The organism is Enterobacter mori LMG 25706, assembly GCF_000211415.1.
In the GTDB taxonomy this organism is placed as follows: Bacteria; Pseudomonadota; Gammaproteobacteria; order Enterobacterales; family Enterobacteriaceae; genus Enterobacter; species Enterobacter mori.
The window spans coordinates 15,701-34,215 of sequence record NZ_GL890778.1; the positions used below are offsets into that span (position 1 = coordinate 15,701).

Genomic DNA, 18,515 nt, shown 5'->3' on the forward strand with positions numbered 1-18,515 from the left:
CCTTCTGGAAGGCTTAGATATAGAGAGAGGCTTCGCCCAGCGGACGGGTTTTGAAGCGGCGGTGCATCCACAAATACTGCTCAGGTGCACGCATGATCTCGAACTCGATAACCTTGTTGATAAAGGTCGCGGCTTCACACTCATTTTCCGGGTAGTTCGCCATTTCCGGGGAGATGTGCAAGCGATAACCCGATTTATCCGCTTTTCTGACCATCGTTACGGTCAGCATAGCGGCACCAGAAAGGCGTGAAATCACAAAGGTGCCATTGGTCGTGGCAACGTCTTTAACGGCGAAGAAAGGCGCGAAGCTACTGCCTTTACGGCCATAATCCTGATCGGGTGCAAACCAGACGGCCTCACCTTTTTTCAGTGCACCGACCATGCCGCGCAGATTGTTACGGCTGATCATCGCCTTGTTTGAGCGCATACGGCCGCGAGTCTGAACCCACTCCATCAGCGCGCTGTTGTGCGGACGGTAGGTTGCCATCATCGGCTGGCAAAGCCCCATCACGCGTCCACCGAGTTCGAGAGACATAAAGTGAACCCCGACGACCATCACGCCCCGATTCTGCGCCTGGGCACGCTTCAGGTTATCCAGACCTTCTACATCAAACCATTTACGCACGCGTTCATCAGGCCAGAACCAGGCCATACCGGTTTCCAGCAATGCCATGCCGATAGATTTAAAGTTTTCAGCGATCAGCTTTTCGCGCTGCTGCGCATTGTAGTGCGGGAAGCAAAGTTCAAGATTTTTACGTGCGATAGACTCGCGACGTTTAAGGAAATAGCGCGATGCGCTGCCGAGTCTTGAGCCCAGTATGCGGATCACCGGGTAAGGAAGCTGGACCAGCAACCAAAGCACGCCAAGACCAAACCATGTAAACCAGTAACGCGGGTGCAAGAACGCGCGTTTGAATGAGGATTCAGACAAATTAGAGGAACCTTTGTAAAACCGGTAAAAGTAACGCGCTTAGCGATACCACGTGCCTATTAGACCGTAGTGCAAGGTCATGGTTGCAGGCTTTACCGATCTTTACGGCGTTACCTGGCCATAGCTGACATTGGATGGGCGGCATAATGTAGCACCCTTATAGGTTATGTGCTATTACTCGTTTTTGATTAAAAAAGCGGCGATTACCGAGAGGCTTGATTTTGCTATTGTTATAAATGAGCGAAAGTCACTCTTTTGAGGGCGTTACGATGGATACATATCTGCAAACGGTGAAAGATGAGTGGGTGCAACTGATCAATGAAACTGAGCCACATATTCATCAAGTTACCGCCCAACTTGCCAGCGAGCATGCCACTGTTCTGATTGCTGAGTTCTATCGTGTTGTTCTGGCCGATCCTATTGTTGCTGAGTTTTTGACTACTGAACAGGTGGAAAGACAATTGCAGGAAGCGCTGCGTCGGTGGCTGGTTGATGTTCTCTCCTGTCAGGTTGGGCAGGTTGAGGAGCAGATACGCGCCCAGCAGCGTGCTGCAGATGTGCATGCCCGTATCGGCATCTCTGTCGACCTGGTCGAAATGGGTTTCAGGGTGCTGAAAAAATTGCTGTTACCCATCATTAACGCCACGCCCCATCCCTCTGACGTGAAGCTTAGCGTTTATCACTACGCCATTAACAGTATCGATCTGGCGATGGAGGTGATGTCGCGTGCGTATGTCTTCAGCGAGAACAATGCGGCGAAAGAGGATGAAAACTACCGGATTTTCTCGCTGATGGAGAATGCGGAAGAAGAGAAGGAGCGTCAGACCGCTGCGCTGCTGACCTGGGAAATGACGCTGCTCTATAAGGTGATGTTAGATACCAGCATAGGCAACAGCCGACCGCTCGGGCAATCAGATTTTGGGCTGTGGTTTAGCCATAAAGGACGTCACTATTTCAGCGGTATTGCCGAAGCAGGGCATATCTCCCGTCTTATTCAGGAGTTTGACGAGGCGTTTAATGAGGTTCGCCAGGCTGACGATGCGCTTCGTGACAGGTCACGGCAGGGCAAATTTTTGCGGCAGGTGCGTAACACCCTCTCGCAAATCGTTACCCTGCTGCGTGAGCTGTTTGATGAGGTTTCCCGCCATGAGGTGGGAATGGACGTGCTCACCCGACTGCTGAACCGTCGCTTCCTGCCGACCATTTTTAAACGTGAAATCACCCATGCCACCCGCGCCGGTACGCCGCTGTCGGCGCTACTGATCGATGTTGATAAATTCAAGCAAATCAATGATACCTGGGGCCACAATACGGGTGATGAAATCCTGCGAAAAGTGGCGGGTGCGTTTTATGACAATGTTCGCACCTGCGACTACGTATTTCGCTACGGTGGTGATGAGTTTTTAATTGTGCTGACGGAAATCACCGAAGCTGACGCACTGCGTATCGCAGAACGGATCCGCAAGCGTGTAGAAAAAATTAAGGTTAGCTCCCCGACCGGCGAGGCGATCTCTCTTTCCCTTTCAATCGGGGCGGCGATGTTCAATGGGCATCCTGACTACGAACGTCTGATACAGGCAGCGGATGAAGCGCTGTATGGTGCAAAACGACGCGGGCGGAACTGTGTAGAGTTGTGGAAAATGCAGTGATTTTATGAAGTCAGGAAGAACGAAAGTGTCCCCTGCAGGAATCGAACCTGCAACTAGCCCTTAGGAGGGGCTCGTTATATCCATTTAACTAAGGGGACGAGGCGGCACGAGTATAGCGTTATTTACACTTTGCGTTAAGCGCATTGCCGCCTGACTGCTCAAAGAGTCACCATTCAGGTCGATTTTTTTGCCGATTTTTCATTATCTTCCTGCGCCTTGAGCTCGGCCTTACGCTTGTTTGACATATCATTGCGGATTTGAGCGTGGCTCAACAGCGCGAAGATAAAGGTCCCGCCGCAAATATTGCCCGCCAGCGTCGGCAGTGCGAACGGCCAGAAGAAATCGCTCCAGTGTAGCGTGCCATTAAAGACCAGATAGAGAATTTCAACGGTACCTACCACGATGTGCGTGGTATCGGCGAGCGCAATCAGCCAGGTCATCAGGATGATCACCACAATTTTTGCGCTGCCTGCCGAGGGGAACATCCACACCATGGTGGCGATGATCCAGCCGGAGATAATCGCATTCGAGAACATCTCTAAGGGCGTGTTTTTCATCACATCCATGCCAATTTTTACAAACGCATCCCGGGTGGGCTCATCAAATATCGGCATATACTCAAAGGCCCAGGCTGCGATGCCTGTACCAATGATATTCCCAAGCAATACCACGCTCCAGAGCCGCATCAGCAAGCCGAAATTGCCCAGGGTAGGGTTTTGCATCACGGGCAGCACGGCGGTGACGGTGTTTTCAGTAAAGAGCTGCTGGCGCGCCATGATGACGATGATAAAGCCGAAGGTGTAGCCAAGATTTTCCAGTAAAAAGCCACCCGGCACGCCCTCCAGCTGGACATGAAATATGCCTTTGGCCAGCAGTGACGCACCCATCGAGAGACCCGCAGCAATCGCCGACCAGAACAGGGCCATGGCATCGCGTTCCATCTCCTTTTCACCATCCTGGCGTATATGTTCGTGGATCGCCATCGCACGGGAGGGCAGGCGATCTTCGTCAATTTCTATCTTCTCGCCACGCTCTTTTTCCTCACTCTCAATTTCTACGTCCTCATTGTTCTTGCCAATTTTTTCTTCGCCCACTTCTTTCATAACCGCTCCTGGAGGATGAACTTTCTTTAAAGCGTAGCGGCTTTTATCGTGATGCCTGTGGGGATGCTCTTAAATTGGTGGCAATGGCAACAAAGGTGATACATCTCTTTCAAAGACATTATAAAATTGCCAGCGAAACGAATTCCTAAAGCCAGGCTATGCTGAGATCAGAGTGACGCTGGTTACTGCCCGTAATTGTGCTCATAGACATCGGGAAACGTGCTGTTACAATCACTTGCACGTTTTCATACGGAGCGACAGATGCTCCGTTACGGATGGCAATCAACGATAGCCATACTGAACAGGGAGATAATTATGAAACTTCGGCTGTCGGCGCTTGCACTGGGCGCGACGATGCTTGTGGGCTGCGCCAGCTCCGGGGAGCAAACGGGACGCTCCGATCCTCTTGAAGGATTTAACCGCTCGATGTACAGCTTCAACTATAACGTGCTGGATCCGTATGTGGTCCGCCCGGTAGCGGTGGCATGGCGCGATTATGTTCCACAACCTGCGCGTAATGGATTAAGCAATTTCACCAGTAACCTGGAAGAGCCTGCGGTGATGGTGAACTATTTCCTGCAAGGTGACCCGTATCAGGGGATGGTGCACTTTACGCGCTTCTTCCTGAACTCCCTGCTGGGTATGGGCGGCTTCATTGATGTCGCTGGCATGGCAAACACAAAACTGCAGCGTGAACAGCCGCACCGTTTCGGCAGCACGCTGGGGCATTACGGCGTAGGTTATGGTCCGTATGTGCATCTGCCGTTCTATGGCAGTTTCACCGTGCGTGATGATGGCGGCGATATGGTGGATACGCTGTATCCTGTGCTGTCATGGCTGACCTGGCCGCTGTCGATTGGTAAGTGGACGGTGGAAGGGATCGAAACGCGTGCGCAACTGCTGGACTCTGACGGTCTGCTGCGCCAGTCTTCCGATCCGTATATCATGGTGCGTGAGGCGTACTTCCAGAACCATGACTTCATCGCCAATGGCGGCAAGCTTAAGCCGGAAGATAATCCGAACGCGAAAGCCATCGAGAATGAACTAAAAGATATCGATTCGGAATAAATAAAAAAGGTGAGCGATGCTCACCTTTTTTGATCCCTGCGCGATTAGAACGCGTAGTTGAAGTTGGTACCGAACAGCCAGGCTTTACCTTCAGAGGTGAACTCGTAAGGGCCTTCCTGGAACGTCACTTTCTGACCGTGCATATAAGAAACGCCAGCGTCGACTGACGCATTCTCGTTGAATGCATAGGTTGCACCAGCACTCAGCCAGAAGCGGTCCTGATCCGGGATGGAGATGGAGCGCTTATCAGCCGGAACCGGGCTATCATCAAACGCGATACCGGTACGGAACGTCCAGTTGTCGTCCATATAGTAGGTTGTACCCAGCGCAATACGGTATGCGTCGTGGAAACTTTCGTCCTTATAGAACAGCGTCTGACCATTGGTGCCGGTCGCTTTCAACTCTTCGAACTGACTCCAGCTGGTGTATGCCAGGCTATAGTGAATAGCCCATTGTGGTGCGACGCGGTTGTAACCGGAGACTTCCCACATTTCTGGCAGATGCAGTGACAGTGAACCTGGTACGGTCTGGTTTGACGTGCCCCACGGGATGGTGGTGCCTGCACCCGGAACCATGCCGTTTACAGGGCTCAGGATGCCGCTTTTGTAATCGCCATCGAAATCAATTTTCACTTCTGAGCGATAGGTCAGACCCCAGCGGTTATTTTTGTCCAGCTCATACAGAATACCCGCGTTCCAGCCGTAGCCCCACTCATCGCCCTTCAGGCTGGCGATCTTGTTGCTGTTTTTCGGCAGAGCGGCAGTTTGTTCACCGGTATAGCGCTCAATTTTGGCATCAGCGTAGACGGCATCAAAGCCCAGGCCGAAGCTCCAGTTGTCATTGAGACGATACGCGCCGCTCAGGTTCAGGTTGAGGGTAGTTAAATCGGTTTTGCCCCCATATTCGCCTGCCGGGTAATTGTTATTGAACTCGGTTGCCAGACCATAGTTAGAGGTGACTGACGCACCCCAACCAAATTGTTCATTAATCGGCGCAACGAAGTGCAGGTTAGGTACCCACGCTGTCGGCGCGATGTTATCCGCTTTCAGGCTCGCGCCGGTGAAAGGCGATTTGCCGGAAATATTGACATCAGGATCGATGTAAACCGCACCAGCAGAGAAGGTCGGGCGATCGAACATCATGATAAGCGCAGGGTTACGACTTGCGTTACCTGCGTCATCAGCAATAGCGCCTTCCCCGGAATATGCACGGCCAAGGCCAGAGGAAGAAAATTCGTTTAACTGGAAGCCCGCTGACCAGGCGGACGTTGAGACGATTGCCACTGCGACTGCCAGCGCAGTCTTTTTGAACAGGGTTTTCTGGCTCATGACCATAACCTCATTGAGTTATTTTTATTCAATAATTGTTACATACCGTAACAGGAGCGCGAAGTGTAGGGTCTGAGGTATGACATACAAATCAGACCAGTGGCGTGAGTATAGGTCTGACCAGCTAATATGTTGCAAGTTTGTTTATTAATATTTTCAAACATGTTTCTTGAAACGAGATCTGGTTGGCAAAATTGTGACCAGCGAGACTCACCCGAAAGGGTGAATTTTGTTTTAGATCATTTTTTAGTGTGATATTGCTCACTTATCCGATTTTGCGTCATTAACGGCTGGAGAGAGCCAGCGGCGGGGCGCAAAATATCAGCATCGTGTTTATCTCGCGCTTTGCGCGAATACAGAGGAAATTGAGCTATGAGTAAATGCAGTGCTGATGAAACCCCGGTTTGCTGCTGTATGGATGTTGGCACCATCATGGACAACACCGATTGCACCGCGTCTTACAGCCGTGTATTCACTAGCCGTGCCGAAGCGGAAGAAACCCTGGCCGCGCTGAGTCAACGTGCGCGTGAAGTCGAATCCGATCCGTGCGAAATCAAGTCGACCTTTACCGAAGTGGAAGGTGGCGTGAAGCTGGATATCGATTTTGTTTTTGCGTGTGAAGCTGAAACGCTGATTTTCCAGCTGGGGCTGCGTTAATTCCAGCGGTCTGGTGCCCTCACCCCAACCCTCTCCCACGGGAGAGGGCGCAAACATCAAAAACGGTAACCTCAGGGTTACCGTTTTGCTTTTACCTCGGGGCATTTTCTTTTTCTTCTCTGTGTTTTAGCTCGCATTTTTATGCTTCCCCGATTGGCTGAATGTAAAAAAATGGTTAAGACTGTTATCAGGTCAGACCACTTTATATTTGTGTAAAGTTTTTTACAGGGGAATGTTATGAGTCAGGCATTACCGCTTATCACCCGACAAGGTGATCGCATTGCCATTGTTAGCGGGTTGCGCACGCCGTTTGCGCGTCAGGCAACCGCCTTTCATGGTATACCGGCCGTCGATCTGGGAAAAATGGTCGTAGGCGAGATGCTGGCTCGCAGCGAAATTCCGCCTGAGGTCATCGAACAGCTGGTCTTCGGCCAGGTCGTGCAGATGCCTGAAGCCCCCAACATTGCACGTGAAATTGTTCTCGGCACGGGAATGAATGTGCACACCGATGCCTACAGCGTCAGTCGCGCCTGCGCGACCAGCTTTCAGGCGGTGGCTAACGTGGCCGAAAGCCTGATGGCGGGGACTATTCGCGCGGGTATCGCGGGCGGGGCGGACTCCTCTTCAGTGCTGCCGATTGGGGTCAGCAAAAAGCTGGCACGTATCCTCGTGGATGCTAACAAGGCCCGCACTACTGGCCAGAAACTTAAACTCTTCTCGCGTTTACGCCTGCGCGATCTGATGCCTGTTCCGCCCGCGGTGGCTGAATATTCAACCGGTCTGCGCATGGGCGATACCGCTGAGCAGATGGCGAAGACCTACGGCATCACCCGCGAACAGCAGGATGCCCTGGCGCATCGTTCGCACCAGCTCGCTGCGAAGGCCTGGTCGGAAGGCAAACTTGTCGACGAGGTGATGACGGCTTACATCCCGCCTTTCCGCGAACCTCTGGTGGAAGATAACAATATCCGTGGCACTTCGACGCTGGCGGATTACGCAAAACTGCGCCCGGCGTTTGACCGTAAACCTGGCACCGTTACGGCGGCCAACAGTACACCTCTGACGGACGGTGCTGCGGCCGTGATCCTGATGACCGAATCCCGTGCGAAGGAGCTTGGCATCACCCCGCTGGGTTATTTGCGAAGCTATGCGTTTACGGCGATTGATGTCTGGCAGGACATGTTGTTAGGTCCAGCCTGGTCCACGCCGCTGGCGCTGGAGCGTGCGGGGCTGACGCTGGCTGACTTAACCCTGATCGATATGCACGAAGCCTTTGCCGCACAAACTCTGGCAAACATCCAGCTGCTGGCAAGCGAGCGCTTCGCGCGCGATGTACTGGGCCGTGCCCACGCGACCGGCGAAGTGGATCAGAGTAAGTTTAACGTGCTTGGCGGATCCATCGCCTATGGCCATCCGTTTGCGGCAACGGGCGCGCGTATGATTACCCAAACGTTACATGAACTTCGTCGCCGCGGCGGTGGGTTTGGTCTCGTTACCGCCTGCGCGGCAGGCGGTCTTGGCGCAGCAATGGTTCTGGAGGCTGAATAATGGACATGCCATCTGCATTCAATCTGACGGTTCGCCTCGATAACGTGGCCGTTATCACTATTGATGTGCCTGATGAAAAGATGAATACCCTGAAGGCCGAATTTGGCGTTCAGGTGCGCGCGATGCTAAAGCAGCTCCGCGAAAACAAAACCATTCGCGGTCTGGTGTTTATCTCGGCCAAGCCGGATAACTTTATTGCCGGGGCAGATATCAACATGATTGCCCGCGCGCAAAGCGCTCAGGAAGCCGAAGAGCTGGCGCGTCAGGGGCAGCAGGTGATGGCTGAGATCCACGCCCTGTCGTTCCCGGTGATTGCTGCCATTCACGGCGCTTGTCTGGGGGGCGGTTTAGAGCTGGCGCTGGCCTGCCATAGCCGCATTTGTACCGATGATGCAAAAACGGTGTTAGGCCTGCCGGAAGTGCAGTTAGGCCTGTTACCTGGCTCGGGTGGAACGCAGCGTTTACCGCGTCTGGTGGGGGTGAGTACCGCGCTGGAGATGATCTTAACCGGCAAGCAGCTGCGCGCCCGTCAGGCGCTGAAAGTGGGACTGGTCGATGAAGTGGTTCCCCACTCGATTTTGCTGGAGGCCGCCGTTGAGCTGGCCCTGAAAGGGCGTCAGGCAAAACGTCCTCTTCCTGTGCGTGAGCGCGTGCTGGCAGGGCCACTGGGGCGCGCGCTCCTGTTCAACATGGTAAGCAAAAAGACCGAGCAAAAAACCAAAGGCAACTACCCGGCGGCGAAGCGCATTCTTGAAGTAATTGAAACCGGCTTGTCGCAGGGTAGCAGCAGCGGTTATGCCGCCGAGGCAAAAGCCTTTGGTGAACTGGCGATGACGCCGCAGTCTCAGGCGCTGCGCAGCATCTTCTTTGCCAGCATTGACGTCAAAAAAGATCCGGGAAGCGAAGCTGAGCCTGCGCCGCTGCGCGCCGTTGGCGTGCTGGGGGGCGGGCTGATGGGCGGTGGAATTGCGTTTGTCACTGCCAGTAAAGGCAAATTGCCGGTGCGTATCAAAGACATTAATCCTAAGGGAATCAACCACGCGCTTCAGTACAGCTGGCAGAACCTTGATCAGAAGGTTAAACGCCGCCATATCAAAGCAAGCGAGCGCGATAAAACACTCTCGATGATCACTGGCACCACGGACTACCGCGGTTTTGCACATCGCGATCTGGTGATAGAAGCCGTTTTTGAAGATCTGGCGCTCAAGCAGCAAATGGTGGCAGACGTTGAACAGCATTGCGCCCCGCATACCATCTTTGCTTCAAACACCTCGTCATTGCCGATTGGCGACATCGCGGCGAAAGCCGCACGACCGGAGCAGGTGATTGGTCTGCACTTCTTTAGCCCGGTTGAAAAAATGCCGCTGGTGGAGGTTATTCCACACGCGACCACCAGTCCGCAAACCGTTGCCACGGTGGTCAAGCTCGCGAAAAAGCAGGGCAAAACGCCGATTGTCGTGGCGGATAAAGCAGGCTTCTACGTCAATCGTATTCTGGCTCCCTACATTAATGAAGCAATGCGGTTGCTGACGGAAGGGGAGAAGATTGAGCACGTCGATGAGGCGCTGGTGAAGTTTGGTTTCCCTGTCGGCCCAATCCAACTTTTGGATGAGGTAGGAATAGATACCGGCACTAAAATTATACCTGTACTGGAGGCTGCTTACGGAGACCGTTTTAGCCCCCCTGCAAACATTGTTTCTGCAATTTTGAAGGACGATCGCAAAGGCAGAAAAAATGAACGCGGTTTCTATCTTTACGGGGCAAAAGGGCGTAAAAGCAAGAAACAGGTCGACCCTGCGGTTTATGGGCTTATTTCTGTTACCGGTCAGGGAAAACTGTCGTCAGCGCAGTGTGCTGAGCGTTGTGTGATGATGATGCTCAACGAAGCGGCGCGCTGTTTCGGCGAACAGGTGATCAGAAGCGCACGCGATGGTGACATCGGTGCCGTATTTGGTATTGGTTTCCCGCCGTTCCTTGGCGGCCCGTTCCGGTATATGGACACCCTCGGGGCGGGTGAAGTGGTTGCAATTCTGCAACGTCTGGCTTCGCAATATGGTCCACGGTTTACACCCTGTGACGAATTATTGCAGATGGTGGAACGGGGCCAGACATTTTGGCCTGCAAGGGAAACTGTCCTCGTAAGCTGAGGTCAAAGAAGGGTAAATCCTTCGGTGAAGAGACCTGTTTTGGCGAATTTGTAAACAGAGATTGACTATACTTACGCCATTGAGGTAAAAAACAGCGTTTCATTCACCGAATGGATCAGGCACAATGCCCGGCCATCGGGTTTTCTACCTCCCAGCTTTAATCGCGGGTAGTCAACGCCGGTGATTCTGGTTAACAAAAGCGGTGCAATATGCAAGTTTTTATCATGCGTCACGGCGACGCGGCACTCGATGCCGCCAGTGCCTCAGTACGTCCTTTGACAGTCTGTGGCTGCGACGAATCCCGTCAAATGGCTACCTGGCTTAAAGGTCAAAAAGTGGACATTGAACGCGTTCTGGTGAGTCCGTTCCTGCGTGCAGAACAGACGCTGGATGTGGTAGGGGAGTGTATGAACCTGCCTTCCAGTGTGGATGTTCTCCCTGAACTCACGCCGTGTGGCGATGTGGGTCTTGTGAGTGCCTATCTTCAGGCGCTGTGCAATGAAGGTGTCGCTTCCGCACTGGTCATTTCCCCCCTGCCGCTGGTCGGCTATCTGGTATCTGAGCTGTGCCCTGGCGAAACGCCGCCGATGTTCACGACCTCCGCCATTGCCAACGTCACCCTGGACGAAACCGGCAAAGGTGTCTTTAACTGGCAAATGAGTCCGTGCAACCTGAAGATGGCAAAAGCTATCTGACGTGACGTGCGAAATGGCGGGGCGCAATGTGCTTCCCGCCATCCTGTCAGGGCAACTCTGGCGGCTGCCATTCCTCGACTTCAATCAACACCAGCAATGCGGCATCTCCGCCGTACTCTTTGGGTGCCTGATGAAACGCCATCACGTGTGGATGCTGAGCCAGCCACAGCGGCGTCTGTTGCTTGAGAATATGTTTGCCGTGACCGTGCATCACGCAGGCGCAAAAAACGTGTTCGCGACGACATGCCGCAATCAACGCCCCCAGCTCCTGTTTCGCCTGCATCTGGGTTAACCCGTGCAGATCGAGAAACAGCTCCGGTGAATAGTCCCCACGTCGTAGCTTTTTCAGCTCAAAATGGCTGACGTCTTCACGTACGTACTTCACAGCCCCCTGCGTGTTGAGCAGCGGCTGAAATTCATCTGAAAAATAGTGACTGTTATCGGCCTGCTCCTGGAGCAGTCGCTTGACCGGCACTTCGCTGATTTTTTTGCGCTGAGGACGATGAACGATGGTGCCCTGCGTGATTTTACGCGTCCCGGTCATCAGCTGTCGGAAGAGTGTCTGATCCTCCTCGCTGAGCGATGTTTTCTTTTTCATTTGGCATTCTCATCTCGTATTTCCGATAGTGTACCCGACTAAACGCATTTTTTAACCTCAAGCGGTACGCGTCATTGCTGATTTATCGCCGTCTTCATGGCAAACTAGCCGCCGAAAATTATGCGAGCATGCCCTGGAGGAAAGAGTGGATAAAATTTTTGTCGATGAAGCAGTAAACGAGCTGCATACCATACAGGACATGTTGCGCTGGTCGGTTAGCCGCTTCAGCGCCGCCAACATCTGGTACGGTCACGGTACCGATAACCCGTGGGATGAGGCCGTTCAGCTGGTGCTGCCGTCCCTCTACCTGCCGCTGGATATTCCGGAAGACATGCGTACCGCGCGCCTGACCTCCAGCGAGAAGCACCGCATCGTTGAGCGCGTGATCCGCCGCGTGAACGAGCGTATCCCGGTAGCCTACCTGACCAATAAAGCCTGGTTCTGCGGCCACGAGTTCTATGTTGATGAACGCGTGCTGGTGCCGCGCTCGCCGATTGGTGAGCTGATCAACAACCACTTTGACGGACTGATTAACCATCAGCCGCAGCACATTCTGGATATGTGTACCGGCAGCGGCTGCATTGCGATTGCCTGTGCCTATGCCTTCCCGGAAGCGGAAGTGGACGCGGTCGATATTTCCACCGACGCGCTGGCCGTAACCGAGCACAACATTGAAGAGCACGGCCTGATCCATCACGTAACGCCAATTCGCTCCGATCTGTTCCGCGATCTGCCGACGCTGCAGTACGATCTGATCGTCACCAATCCGCCATACGTCGATGCAGAAGACATGTCCGATCTGCCAAACGAATATCGCCATGAGCCGGAGCTGGGCCTGGCATCAGGCTCTGACGGCCTGAAGCTGACCCGCCGCATTCTGGCCTGCGCGCCGGATTACCTGACCGACGACGGCGTTCTGATTTGTGAAGTGGGCAACAGCATGGTACATCTGATAGAGCAGTACCCGGATGTGCCGTTCACCTGGCTCGAGTTCGACAACGGCGGTGACGGCGTCTTTATGCTGACCAAAGCGCAGCTGCTCGACGCGCGCGAACACTTCAGCATCTATAAAGATTAATCCAGCGGGCTTCGGCCCGTTTCACAACGCTCAAACACAAACAACAACATCGGAGCCGTGATGGCAGGAAACAGTATTGGACAGGTATTCCGCGTGACCACCTTTGGGGAGTCGCACGGGTTGGCACTCGGTTGCATCGTCGACGGCGTACCGCCAGGCATCGAACTGACCGAAGCAGATTTACAGCACGACCTCGACCGTCGACGTCCGGGCACCTCTCGCTACACCACGCAGCGTCGCGAGCCGGACCAGGTCAAAATTCTTTCCGGCGTCTTTGAAGGGCGCACCACCGGGACCAGCATTGGTCTGCTGATCGAAAATACCGATCAGCGCTCCCAGGACTACGGCGCCATCAAAGACGTTTTCCGTCCGGGCCACGCCGACTACACCTACGAACAAAAGTACGGCTTCCGTGACTATCGCGGTGGCGGACGCTCTTCCGCGCGTGAAACCGCGATGCGCGTGGCGGCAGGGGCGATTGCCAAGAAATACTTGCAGCAGAAATTTGGCATCGTTATCCGCGGCTGTCTGACCCAGATGGGCGACATTCCACTGGCGATCAAAGACTGGGATCAGGTCGAGCAAAACCCGTTCTTTTGCGCGGATGCCGACAAGCTGGAGGCGCTCGACGAACTGATGCGCGGCCTTAAAAAAGAGGGCGACTCCATCGGTGCAAAAGTCACCGTGGTGGCTGATGGCGTTCCGGCTGGCTGGGGCGAGCCGGTATTTGACCGTCTCGACGCTGACATCGCCCACGCGCTGATGAGCATCAACGCGGTGAAGGGCGTCGAGATTGGCGACGGTTTTGACGTGGTTCAGCTTCGCGGAAGCCAGAACCGCGACGAAATCACGAAAGCGGGCTTCCAGAGCAACCATGCGGGCGGCATTCTGGGCGGTATCAGCAGCGGGCAGCAAATTGTTGCCAACATCGCACTGAAGCCGACTTCCAGCATTACCGTGCCGGGCCACACGATTAACCGCTCTGGTGAAGAAGTTGAGATGATCACCAAAGGACGTCACGATCCGTGCGTGGGGATCCGCGCGGTACCGATCGCAGAAGCGATGCTGGCGATCGTGTTGATGGATCACTTCCTGCGCCAGCGCGCGCAGAATGCGGATGTGACGACCACCATTCCACGCTGGTAAACATGAAAAAAACCGCAATTGCTCTGCTGGCGCTGCTCGCCAGTGGAGCCTCTCTGGCCGCCACGCCGTGGCAAAAAATCACCCATCCGGTGGCGGGGAGTGCGCAGTCCATCGGTGCCTTCTCTAACGGCTGCATCGTGGGCGCGCAGGAACTTCCGCTGCAGTCGGACACCTATCAGGTGATGCGTACCGATCAGCGCCGCTATTTCGGCCATCCGGATCTGGTGCTGTTTATACAGCGCCTTGGTAATCAGGTGCATAACCTGGGGCTGGGCACGATGCTGATCGGCGATATGGGGATGCCTGCCGGGGGCCGCTTCAACGGCGGTCACGCCAGCCACCAGACCGGACTGGATGTCGATATCTTCTTACAGCTACCGAAAACGCGCTGGACGTCTTCGCAGTTGCTGAAACCGCAGGCGCTGGATTTGGTCGCGAGCGACGGTAAGCGCGTAGTGCCGTCCCTGTGGACGCAGGATGTCTCCAGCATGATCAAGCTGGCGGCAGAAGATAACGATGTCACGCGGATTTTCGTTAACCCGGCCATCAAGCAACAGCTCTGTCTGGATGCCGGAACGGATCGCGACTGGCTGCGTAAAGTGCGTCCGTGGTTCCAGCACCGTGCACATATGCACGTTCGTCTGCGCTGCCCGGCGAACAGTCTGGAATGTGAAGATCAGCCGCTTCCACCGCCTGGCGATGGCTGTGGTTATGAACTGCAAAGCTGGTTTGAACCGGCGAAGCCTGGAACCTCTAAGCCTGAGAAGAAGACACCGCCTCCGTTGCCGCCTTCCTGCCAGGCGCTACTGGATGAGCATGTACTTTAATGGATAATTTCGTCGATCTGTTTATGGTGTCACCGCTGCTGCTGGCGGTGCTCTTTTTTGTTGCGATGCTCGCCGGGTTTATCGATGCGCTGGCGGGTGGAGGCGGTTTGCTGACGGTTCCGGCGCTGCTGGCGGCGGGCATGAGCCCGGCTCAGGCGCTGGCGACTAACAAGCTGCAGGCCTGCGGTGGGTCGCTCTCGGCGTCGCTCTATTTTATCCGCCGAAAGGTGGTGAGCCTGGCCGATCAGAAGCTCAATATTCTGATGACCTTTATTGGCTCGACGTCGGGTGCGCTGCTGGTTCAGCACGTGCAGTCCGATATTTTGCGTCAGATCCTGCCGATCCTGGTTATTTGCATCGGCCTGTACTTTTTGCTGATGCCGAAGCTTGGTGAAGAGGATCGCCCGCGTCGCCTGCACGGCCTGCCGTTTGCGCTGGTTGCCGGGGGCTGTGTGGGTTTTTATGACGGTTTCTTCGGCCCGGGCGCAGGCTCATTTTACGCGCTGGCCTTCGTGACGCTGGCCGGGTTCAACCTCGCCAAATCCACCGCCCATGCCAAAGTGCTCAACGCGACCTCAAACGTCGGCGGCCTGCTGCTGTTTATCATTGGCGGCAAGGTTATCTGGGCAACCGGCTTTGTAATGATGGTGGGCCAATTTTTAGGCGCGCGCGTGGGCTCGCGTCTGGTATTGAGCAAGGGGCAAAAGCTGATCCGCCCGATGATTGTTGTGGTCTCGGCGGTGATGAGCGCCAAACTGCTTTATGACAGCCATGGACAGGAGATCCTCACCTGGTTGGGGATGCACTAATGAACAGTACGCATAACTACGAACAGCTGATTGAGATTTTCGACGGCTGTTTTGCTGATGATTTTAATACCCGTCTGATTAAAGGCGACGACGAACCGATCTATCTTCCTGCTGATGCAGAGGTTCCGTATAACCGCATCGTTTTCGCACATGGCTTTTACGCCAGCGGTTTGCACGAGATTTCGCACTGGTGCATCGCGGGGAAAGCACGTCGCGAGCTGGTGGACTTCGGTTACTGGTATTGCCCGGACGGGCGTGACGCCGCAACTCAGGGCCAGTTTGAAGATGTTGAAGTCAAACCCCAGGCGCTGGAGTGGCTGTTCTGCGTGGCGGCGGGCTTCCCGTTCAACGTGAGCTGCGACAACCTGGAAGGCGACTTCGAGCCGGATCGTATCGTCTTCCAGCGCCGCGTTCATAAGCAGGTGATGGAATATCTTGAGAAGGGCATCCCGGAACGTCCGGCGCGCCTGATCGAGGCTTTACAGAATTATTACCACACGCCGGAGATCACGGCGGAATGCTTCCCTTGGCCGGAAGATCTTTAACAGAGGAAAGAAGATGATCGCAGAATTTGAATCACGCATTCTGGCGTTAATTGATGACATGGTGGAACACGCCAGTGATGATGAGCTGTTCGCCAGCGGTTATCTGCGTGGTCACCTGACGCTTGCCGTAGCCGAGCTGGAGGCAGGTGACGATCACTCTGCCGACGCAGTTCACGAAGAAGTGACTCGCAGCCTGGAAAAAGCCATTCAGGCCGGAGAACTCTCTCCGCGCGATCAGTCTTTGGTGCTGGGAATGTGGGACAAACTGTTCCAGCAGGCGAAAGCGAAGTAAGTGTTTCACCACCCTCTCCCTGTGGGAGAGGGACGGGGTGAGGGCACCAGACCGCACCCTACTTAACCTTCTTCCCCTTCAGCAGTTTCCGTACCCACAGTCGATTTGGGTTGAGTCCCGCAAGCGTAATTCTGTCCAGCGGAATCGGCTCATCGCTCATCTGTGCGGCTAACACCTCTGCCAGCAGCGGCGCAGAGCACAATCCCCTCGAACCCAGCCCGCCGAGCATAAACAGCTCCGGATACACCGGCGCGCTTACCGCCATGTCCCGGTTATCAGCCAGATCCTGATAGGCCGCAAGCGTTGCCTCATAGTCCGGCACGCTCCCCGCCATCGGCAGATGGTCACGCGTGGCGCAGCGTACGCCGCAGCGGGCTTCACCCTCGCTGACGTCAACCTCTTTCGCCCACGCCGCATCCGGGAAACAGTCAACCAGACGCTGGCGGTTCTGCTGCTGGTCCGCGCCGCTGTAGCGCATTTCCGTTTCGCCACGATGATAGCTCGCCCCGCTGCAGTGATGGCCGTTAGACGGATTTTGCGGCGTCAGATAGCCGTCATAGCACAGCACCTGACGTAATTTACTCAGTCCGGGCACGGTTGGGATATGGCTTACCTGGCCGCCGACCGGATACACCGGCAATGTTTCTGTCTGGATAAACTGGCTGATGTTATGTCCGTTTGCCAGCACAACGCTTGCGTGCTGCGCCGCTTTGCCATCAGCAAAACGCAGATTCCAGCGTTCTGTCCGGCTAAGCGATTCAACGGTGTGGGCATAGTGCACCGTCAGCCCGCGAGACTGGGCCAGGGTCATCACCGCCGCCGTCAGGTCGGCCGGGCACAGCCAGCCGCCGAGCGGATACTGTATACCGTCACAGCTCGTGTCGACGCCCGTGGTTTCAGCAACTTGCTGCGCAGTGACCGCACGGGCGATCGCCTCCGGCAGACCCAGCGACAGCATTTGCGCGATTTTTTGCTGGCTCTTCTCATCCCAGCCGAGCTGCGTCACGCCGCACCAGTCGTGGTCAAAATCAACAGGCAGAAGATCGTACAGACGACGAGCAAACGTAAATGCCGCCGGGAAAAACTGGAACAGCGCCGGGTCGTGCGCGCTCAGCAGAGGATAAAGCGCGCCCTGACGGTTGCCTGAGGCACCCGTCGCCGGTGCCTCATCAGCGCAGTAGAGCGTGACCTGCCAGCCACGGTGGAGAAGCGCGAGCGAGAGCAGAGCGCTGGCAATGCCGCCGCCAATGAGTGCTACCTCGCGTGTTGCACTGGCGCGACGGGAAAACCACGGTGCCTGAGCGGGGACATTCAACGTCTGTTCCATCGTCCCGACCAGCATGTCGCGCTTGCGGCCAAACCCCTTGGTTTTACGCATGGTAAAGCCCGCTTCCTGCAGCCCGCGGCGGACAAAACCTGCAGAGGTGAAGGTGGCGAGCGTTGCGCCCGGGCGGGCCAGACGCGCCATTGCGCAAAACAGATGCTGACTCCACATATCCGGGTTTTTGGCAGGGGCAAAACCGTCCAGGAACCAGGCATCCACTTTCTGATTCATCGAATCGTCGAGCTGATCGGTAAGTTCGTTAATGTCACCCAGCCATAAATCCAGGGTAACGCGTCCGCCGTCCAGAATCAGACGATGGCCCCCACCCACGGCCGGTGGCCATTGCGCCTGAAGCTGCTCTGCCCAGGTTGCCAGCTCGGGCCAGTGCTGATGTGCGAGCTGTAAATCGTGCAAAGTGAGCGGGAATTTTTCAAAACTGACGAAATGTAATCTTTGGAGCGTAGCCTCGGGATGGGCAGCGTGAAACCGATCAAACGCCTGCCAGAGGGTCAGAAAATTGAGGCCGGTACCGAATCCGCTTTCCGCCACCACGAACAGGCTACGCGGATGCGCGGGGAATCGGGCGCCGAGCTGGTTTCCGTCGAGAAAAACATAACGTGTCTCTTCAAGTCCGTTATCATTAGAAAAATAGACGTCATCAAAATCTCGGGAAACAGGTGTACCCTCAGCGTTGAATTCGAGGTTGGCGGGTTGTATAGCGTTTTGTTTCACGTAAGTTACTCGTCCGACAGGCAGTGGCACGATCTTAA

General features: G+C 55.0%; 17 protein-coding genes and 1 tRNA gene. 12 read left to right on the forward strand and 6 right to left on the reverse strand.

Going from position 1 to position 18,515, the window contains the following annotated elements; translation table 11 throughout:
* Positions 1-13 precede the first annotated feature (13 nt).
* On the reverse strand, positions 14-931 hold the full coding sequence (gene lpxP, locus ENTMO_RS0116305; RefSeq protein WP_010433190.1) for a kdo(2)-lipid IV(A) palmitoleoyltransferase: 918 nt from the start codon (positions 929-931) through the stop codon (positions 14-16).
* Between the two features lie 269 nt (positions 932-1,200).
* On the opposite strand from lpxP, the gene ENTMO_RS0116310 reads away from it, so the two are divergent.
* Complete coding sequence (locus tag ENTMO_RS0116310) at positions 1,201-2,580, forward strand: diguanylate cyclase (protein ID WP_010433193.1); 1,380 nt, start codon at positions 1,201-1,203, stop codon at positions 2,578-2,580.
* Positions 2,581-2,606: 26 nt separating this feature from the next.
* Here the strand turns inward: ENTMO_RS0116310 and ENTMO_RS0116315 are convergent.
* Together ENTMO_RS0116315 and ENTMO_RS0116320 are read right to left on the reverse strand one after the other, a co-directional pair.
* A tRNA-Arg gene (locus tag ENTMO_RS0116315) sits at positions 2,607-2,678 on the reverse strand.
* A gap of 75 nt (positions 2,679-2,753) precedes the next feature.
* A complete protein-coding gene (locus ENTMO_RS0116320; RefSeq protein WP_010433196.1) occupies positions 2,754-3,683 on the reverse strand; it encodes a formate/nitrite transporter family protein in 930 nt (309 codons plus the stop codon).
* A gap of 315 nt (positions 3,684-3,998) precedes the next feature.
* Here ENTMO_RS0116320 and mlaA point away from each other — a divergent pair, with 315 nt between their 5' ends.
* Positions 3,999-4,751, forward strand: a complete 753-nt coding sequence (mlaA, locus tag ENTMO_RS0116325) for a phospholipid-binding lipoprotein MlaA (RefSeq protein WP_010433199.1) — start codon at positions 3,999-4,001, stop codon at positions 4,749-4,751.
* A gap of 44 nt (positions 4,752-4,795) precedes the next feature.
* On the opposite strand, the gene fadL is transcribed toward mlaA, so the two are convergent.
* Positions 4,796-6,079: a long-chain fatty acid transporter FadL gene (fadL, locus tag ENTMO_RS0116330; RefSeq protein WP_010433202.1), complete on the reverse strand. Its 1,284-nt coding sequence runs from the start codon at positions 6,077-6,079 to the stop codon at positions 4,796-4,798.
* A gap of 372 nt (positions 6,080-6,451) precedes the next feature.
* Between fadL and ENTMO_RS0116335 the strand changes: the two genes are divergently transcribed.
* The 4 genes from ENTMO_RS0116335 to sixA all read left to right on the forward strand — a co-directional run bounded on the left by ENTMO_RS0116335 (position 6,452) and on the right by sixA (position 11,126).
* Positions 6,452-6,736: a YfcZ/YiiS family protein gene (locus ENTMO_RS0116335; RefSeq protein WP_010433204.1), complete on the forward strand. Its 285-nt coding sequence runs from the start codon at positions 6,452-6,454 to the stop codon at positions 6,734-6,736.
* 237 nt (positions 6,737-6,973) lie between these two features.
* On the forward strand, positions 6,974-8,284 hold the full coding sequence (fadI, locus tag ENTMO_RS0116340; RefSeq protein WP_010433207.1) for an acetyl-CoA C-acyltransferase FadI: 1,311 nt from the start codon (positions 6,974-6,976) through the stop codon (positions 8,282-8,284).
* Positions 8,284-10,431, forward strand: coding sequence for a fatty acid oxidation complex subunit alpha FadJ (gene fadJ, locus ENTMO_RS0116345; RefSeq protein WP_010433211.1), 2,148 nt, complete (start codon positions 8,284-8,286; stop codon positions 10,429-10,431). Before fadI ends, fadJ begins: the two co-directional genes overlap by 1 nt.
* Positions 10,432-10,640: 209 nt before the next feature.
* The gene (sixA, locus tag ENTMO_RS0116350) at positions 10,641-11,126 is read left to right on the forward strand and encodes a phosphohistidine phosphatase SixA (RefSeq protein ID WP_010433213.1); all 486 of its coding nucleotides are present in this window, start codon (positions 10,641-10,643) and stop codon (positions 11,124-11,126) included.
* A gap of 46 nt (positions 11,127-11,172) precedes the next feature.
* On the opposite strand, the gene smrB is transcribed toward sixA, so the two are convergent.
* Positions 11,173-11,724 (reverse strand): endonuclease SmrB, encoded by a 552-nt coding sequence (gene smrB, locus ENTMO_RS0116355; protein ID WP_010433215.1) that lies wholly within the window; start codon positions 11,722-11,724, stop codon positions 11,173-11,175.
* Between the two features lie 145 nt (positions 11,725-11,869).
* On the opposite strand from smrB, the gene prmB reads away from it, so the two are divergent.
* The 6 genes from prmB to ENTMO_RS0116385 are packed head-to-tail and all read left to right on the forward strand — an operon-like array spanning position 11,870 to position 16,421.
* Positions 11,870-12,802, forward strand: a complete 933-nt coding sequence (prmB, locus tag ENTMO_RS0116360) for a 50S ribosomal protein L3 N(5)-glutamine methyltransferase (protein ID WP_010433217.1) — start codon at positions 11,870-11,872, stop codon at positions 12,800-12,802.
* A gap of 60 nt (positions 12,803-12,862) precedes the next feature.
* The gene (gene aroC / locus ENTMO_RS0116365; RefSeq protein WP_010433219.1) at positions 12,863-13,948 is read left to right on the forward strand and encodes a chorismate synthase; all 1,086 of its coding nucleotides are present in this window, start codon (positions 12,863-12,865) and stop codon (positions 13,946-13,948) included.
* 2 nt (positions 13,949-13,950) lie between these two features.
* Complete coding sequence (gene mepA, locus ENTMO_RS0116370) at positions 13,951-14,775, forward strand: penicillin-insensitive murein endopeptidase (protein WP_010433221.1); 825 nt, start codon at positions 13,951-13,953, stop codon at positions 14,773-14,775.
* Entirely contained in the window at positions 14,775-15,584 is an 810-nt protein-coding gene (locus tag ENTMO_RS0116375) for a sulfite exporter TauE/SafE family protein (protein WP_010433223.1), read from the forward strand. Before mepA ends, ENTMO_RS0116375 begins: the two co-directional genes overlap by 1 nt.
* Positions 15,584-16,129, forward strand: a complete 546-nt coding sequence (locus ENTMO_RS0116380; protein WP_010433224.1) for an elongation factor P hydroxylase — start codon at positions 15,584-15,586, stop codon at positions 16,127-16,129. Before ENTMO_RS0116375 ends, ENTMO_RS0116380 begins: the two co-directional genes overlap by 1 nt.
* A gap of 13 nt (positions 16,130-16,142) precedes the next feature.
* Positions 16,143-16,421, forward strand: coding sequence for a YfcL family protein (locus ENTMO_RS0116385; protein WP_010433226.1), 279 nt, complete (start codon positions 16,143-16,145; stop codon positions 16,419-16,421).
* A gap of 58 nt (positions 16,422-16,479) precedes the next feature.
* Here ENTMO_RS0116385 and mnmC read toward each other — a convergent pair whose 3' ends face one another.
* Entirely contained in the window at positions 16,480-18,477 is a 1,998-nt protein-coding gene (mnmC, locus tag ENTMO_RS0116390; RefSeq protein WP_010433228.1) for a bifunctional tRNA (5-methylaminomethyl-2-thiouridine)(34)-methyltransferase MnmD/FAD-dependent 5-carboxymethylaminomethyl-2-thiouridine(34) oxidoreductase MnmC, read from the reverse strand.
* Positions 18,478-18,515 lie beyond the last annotated feature (38 nt).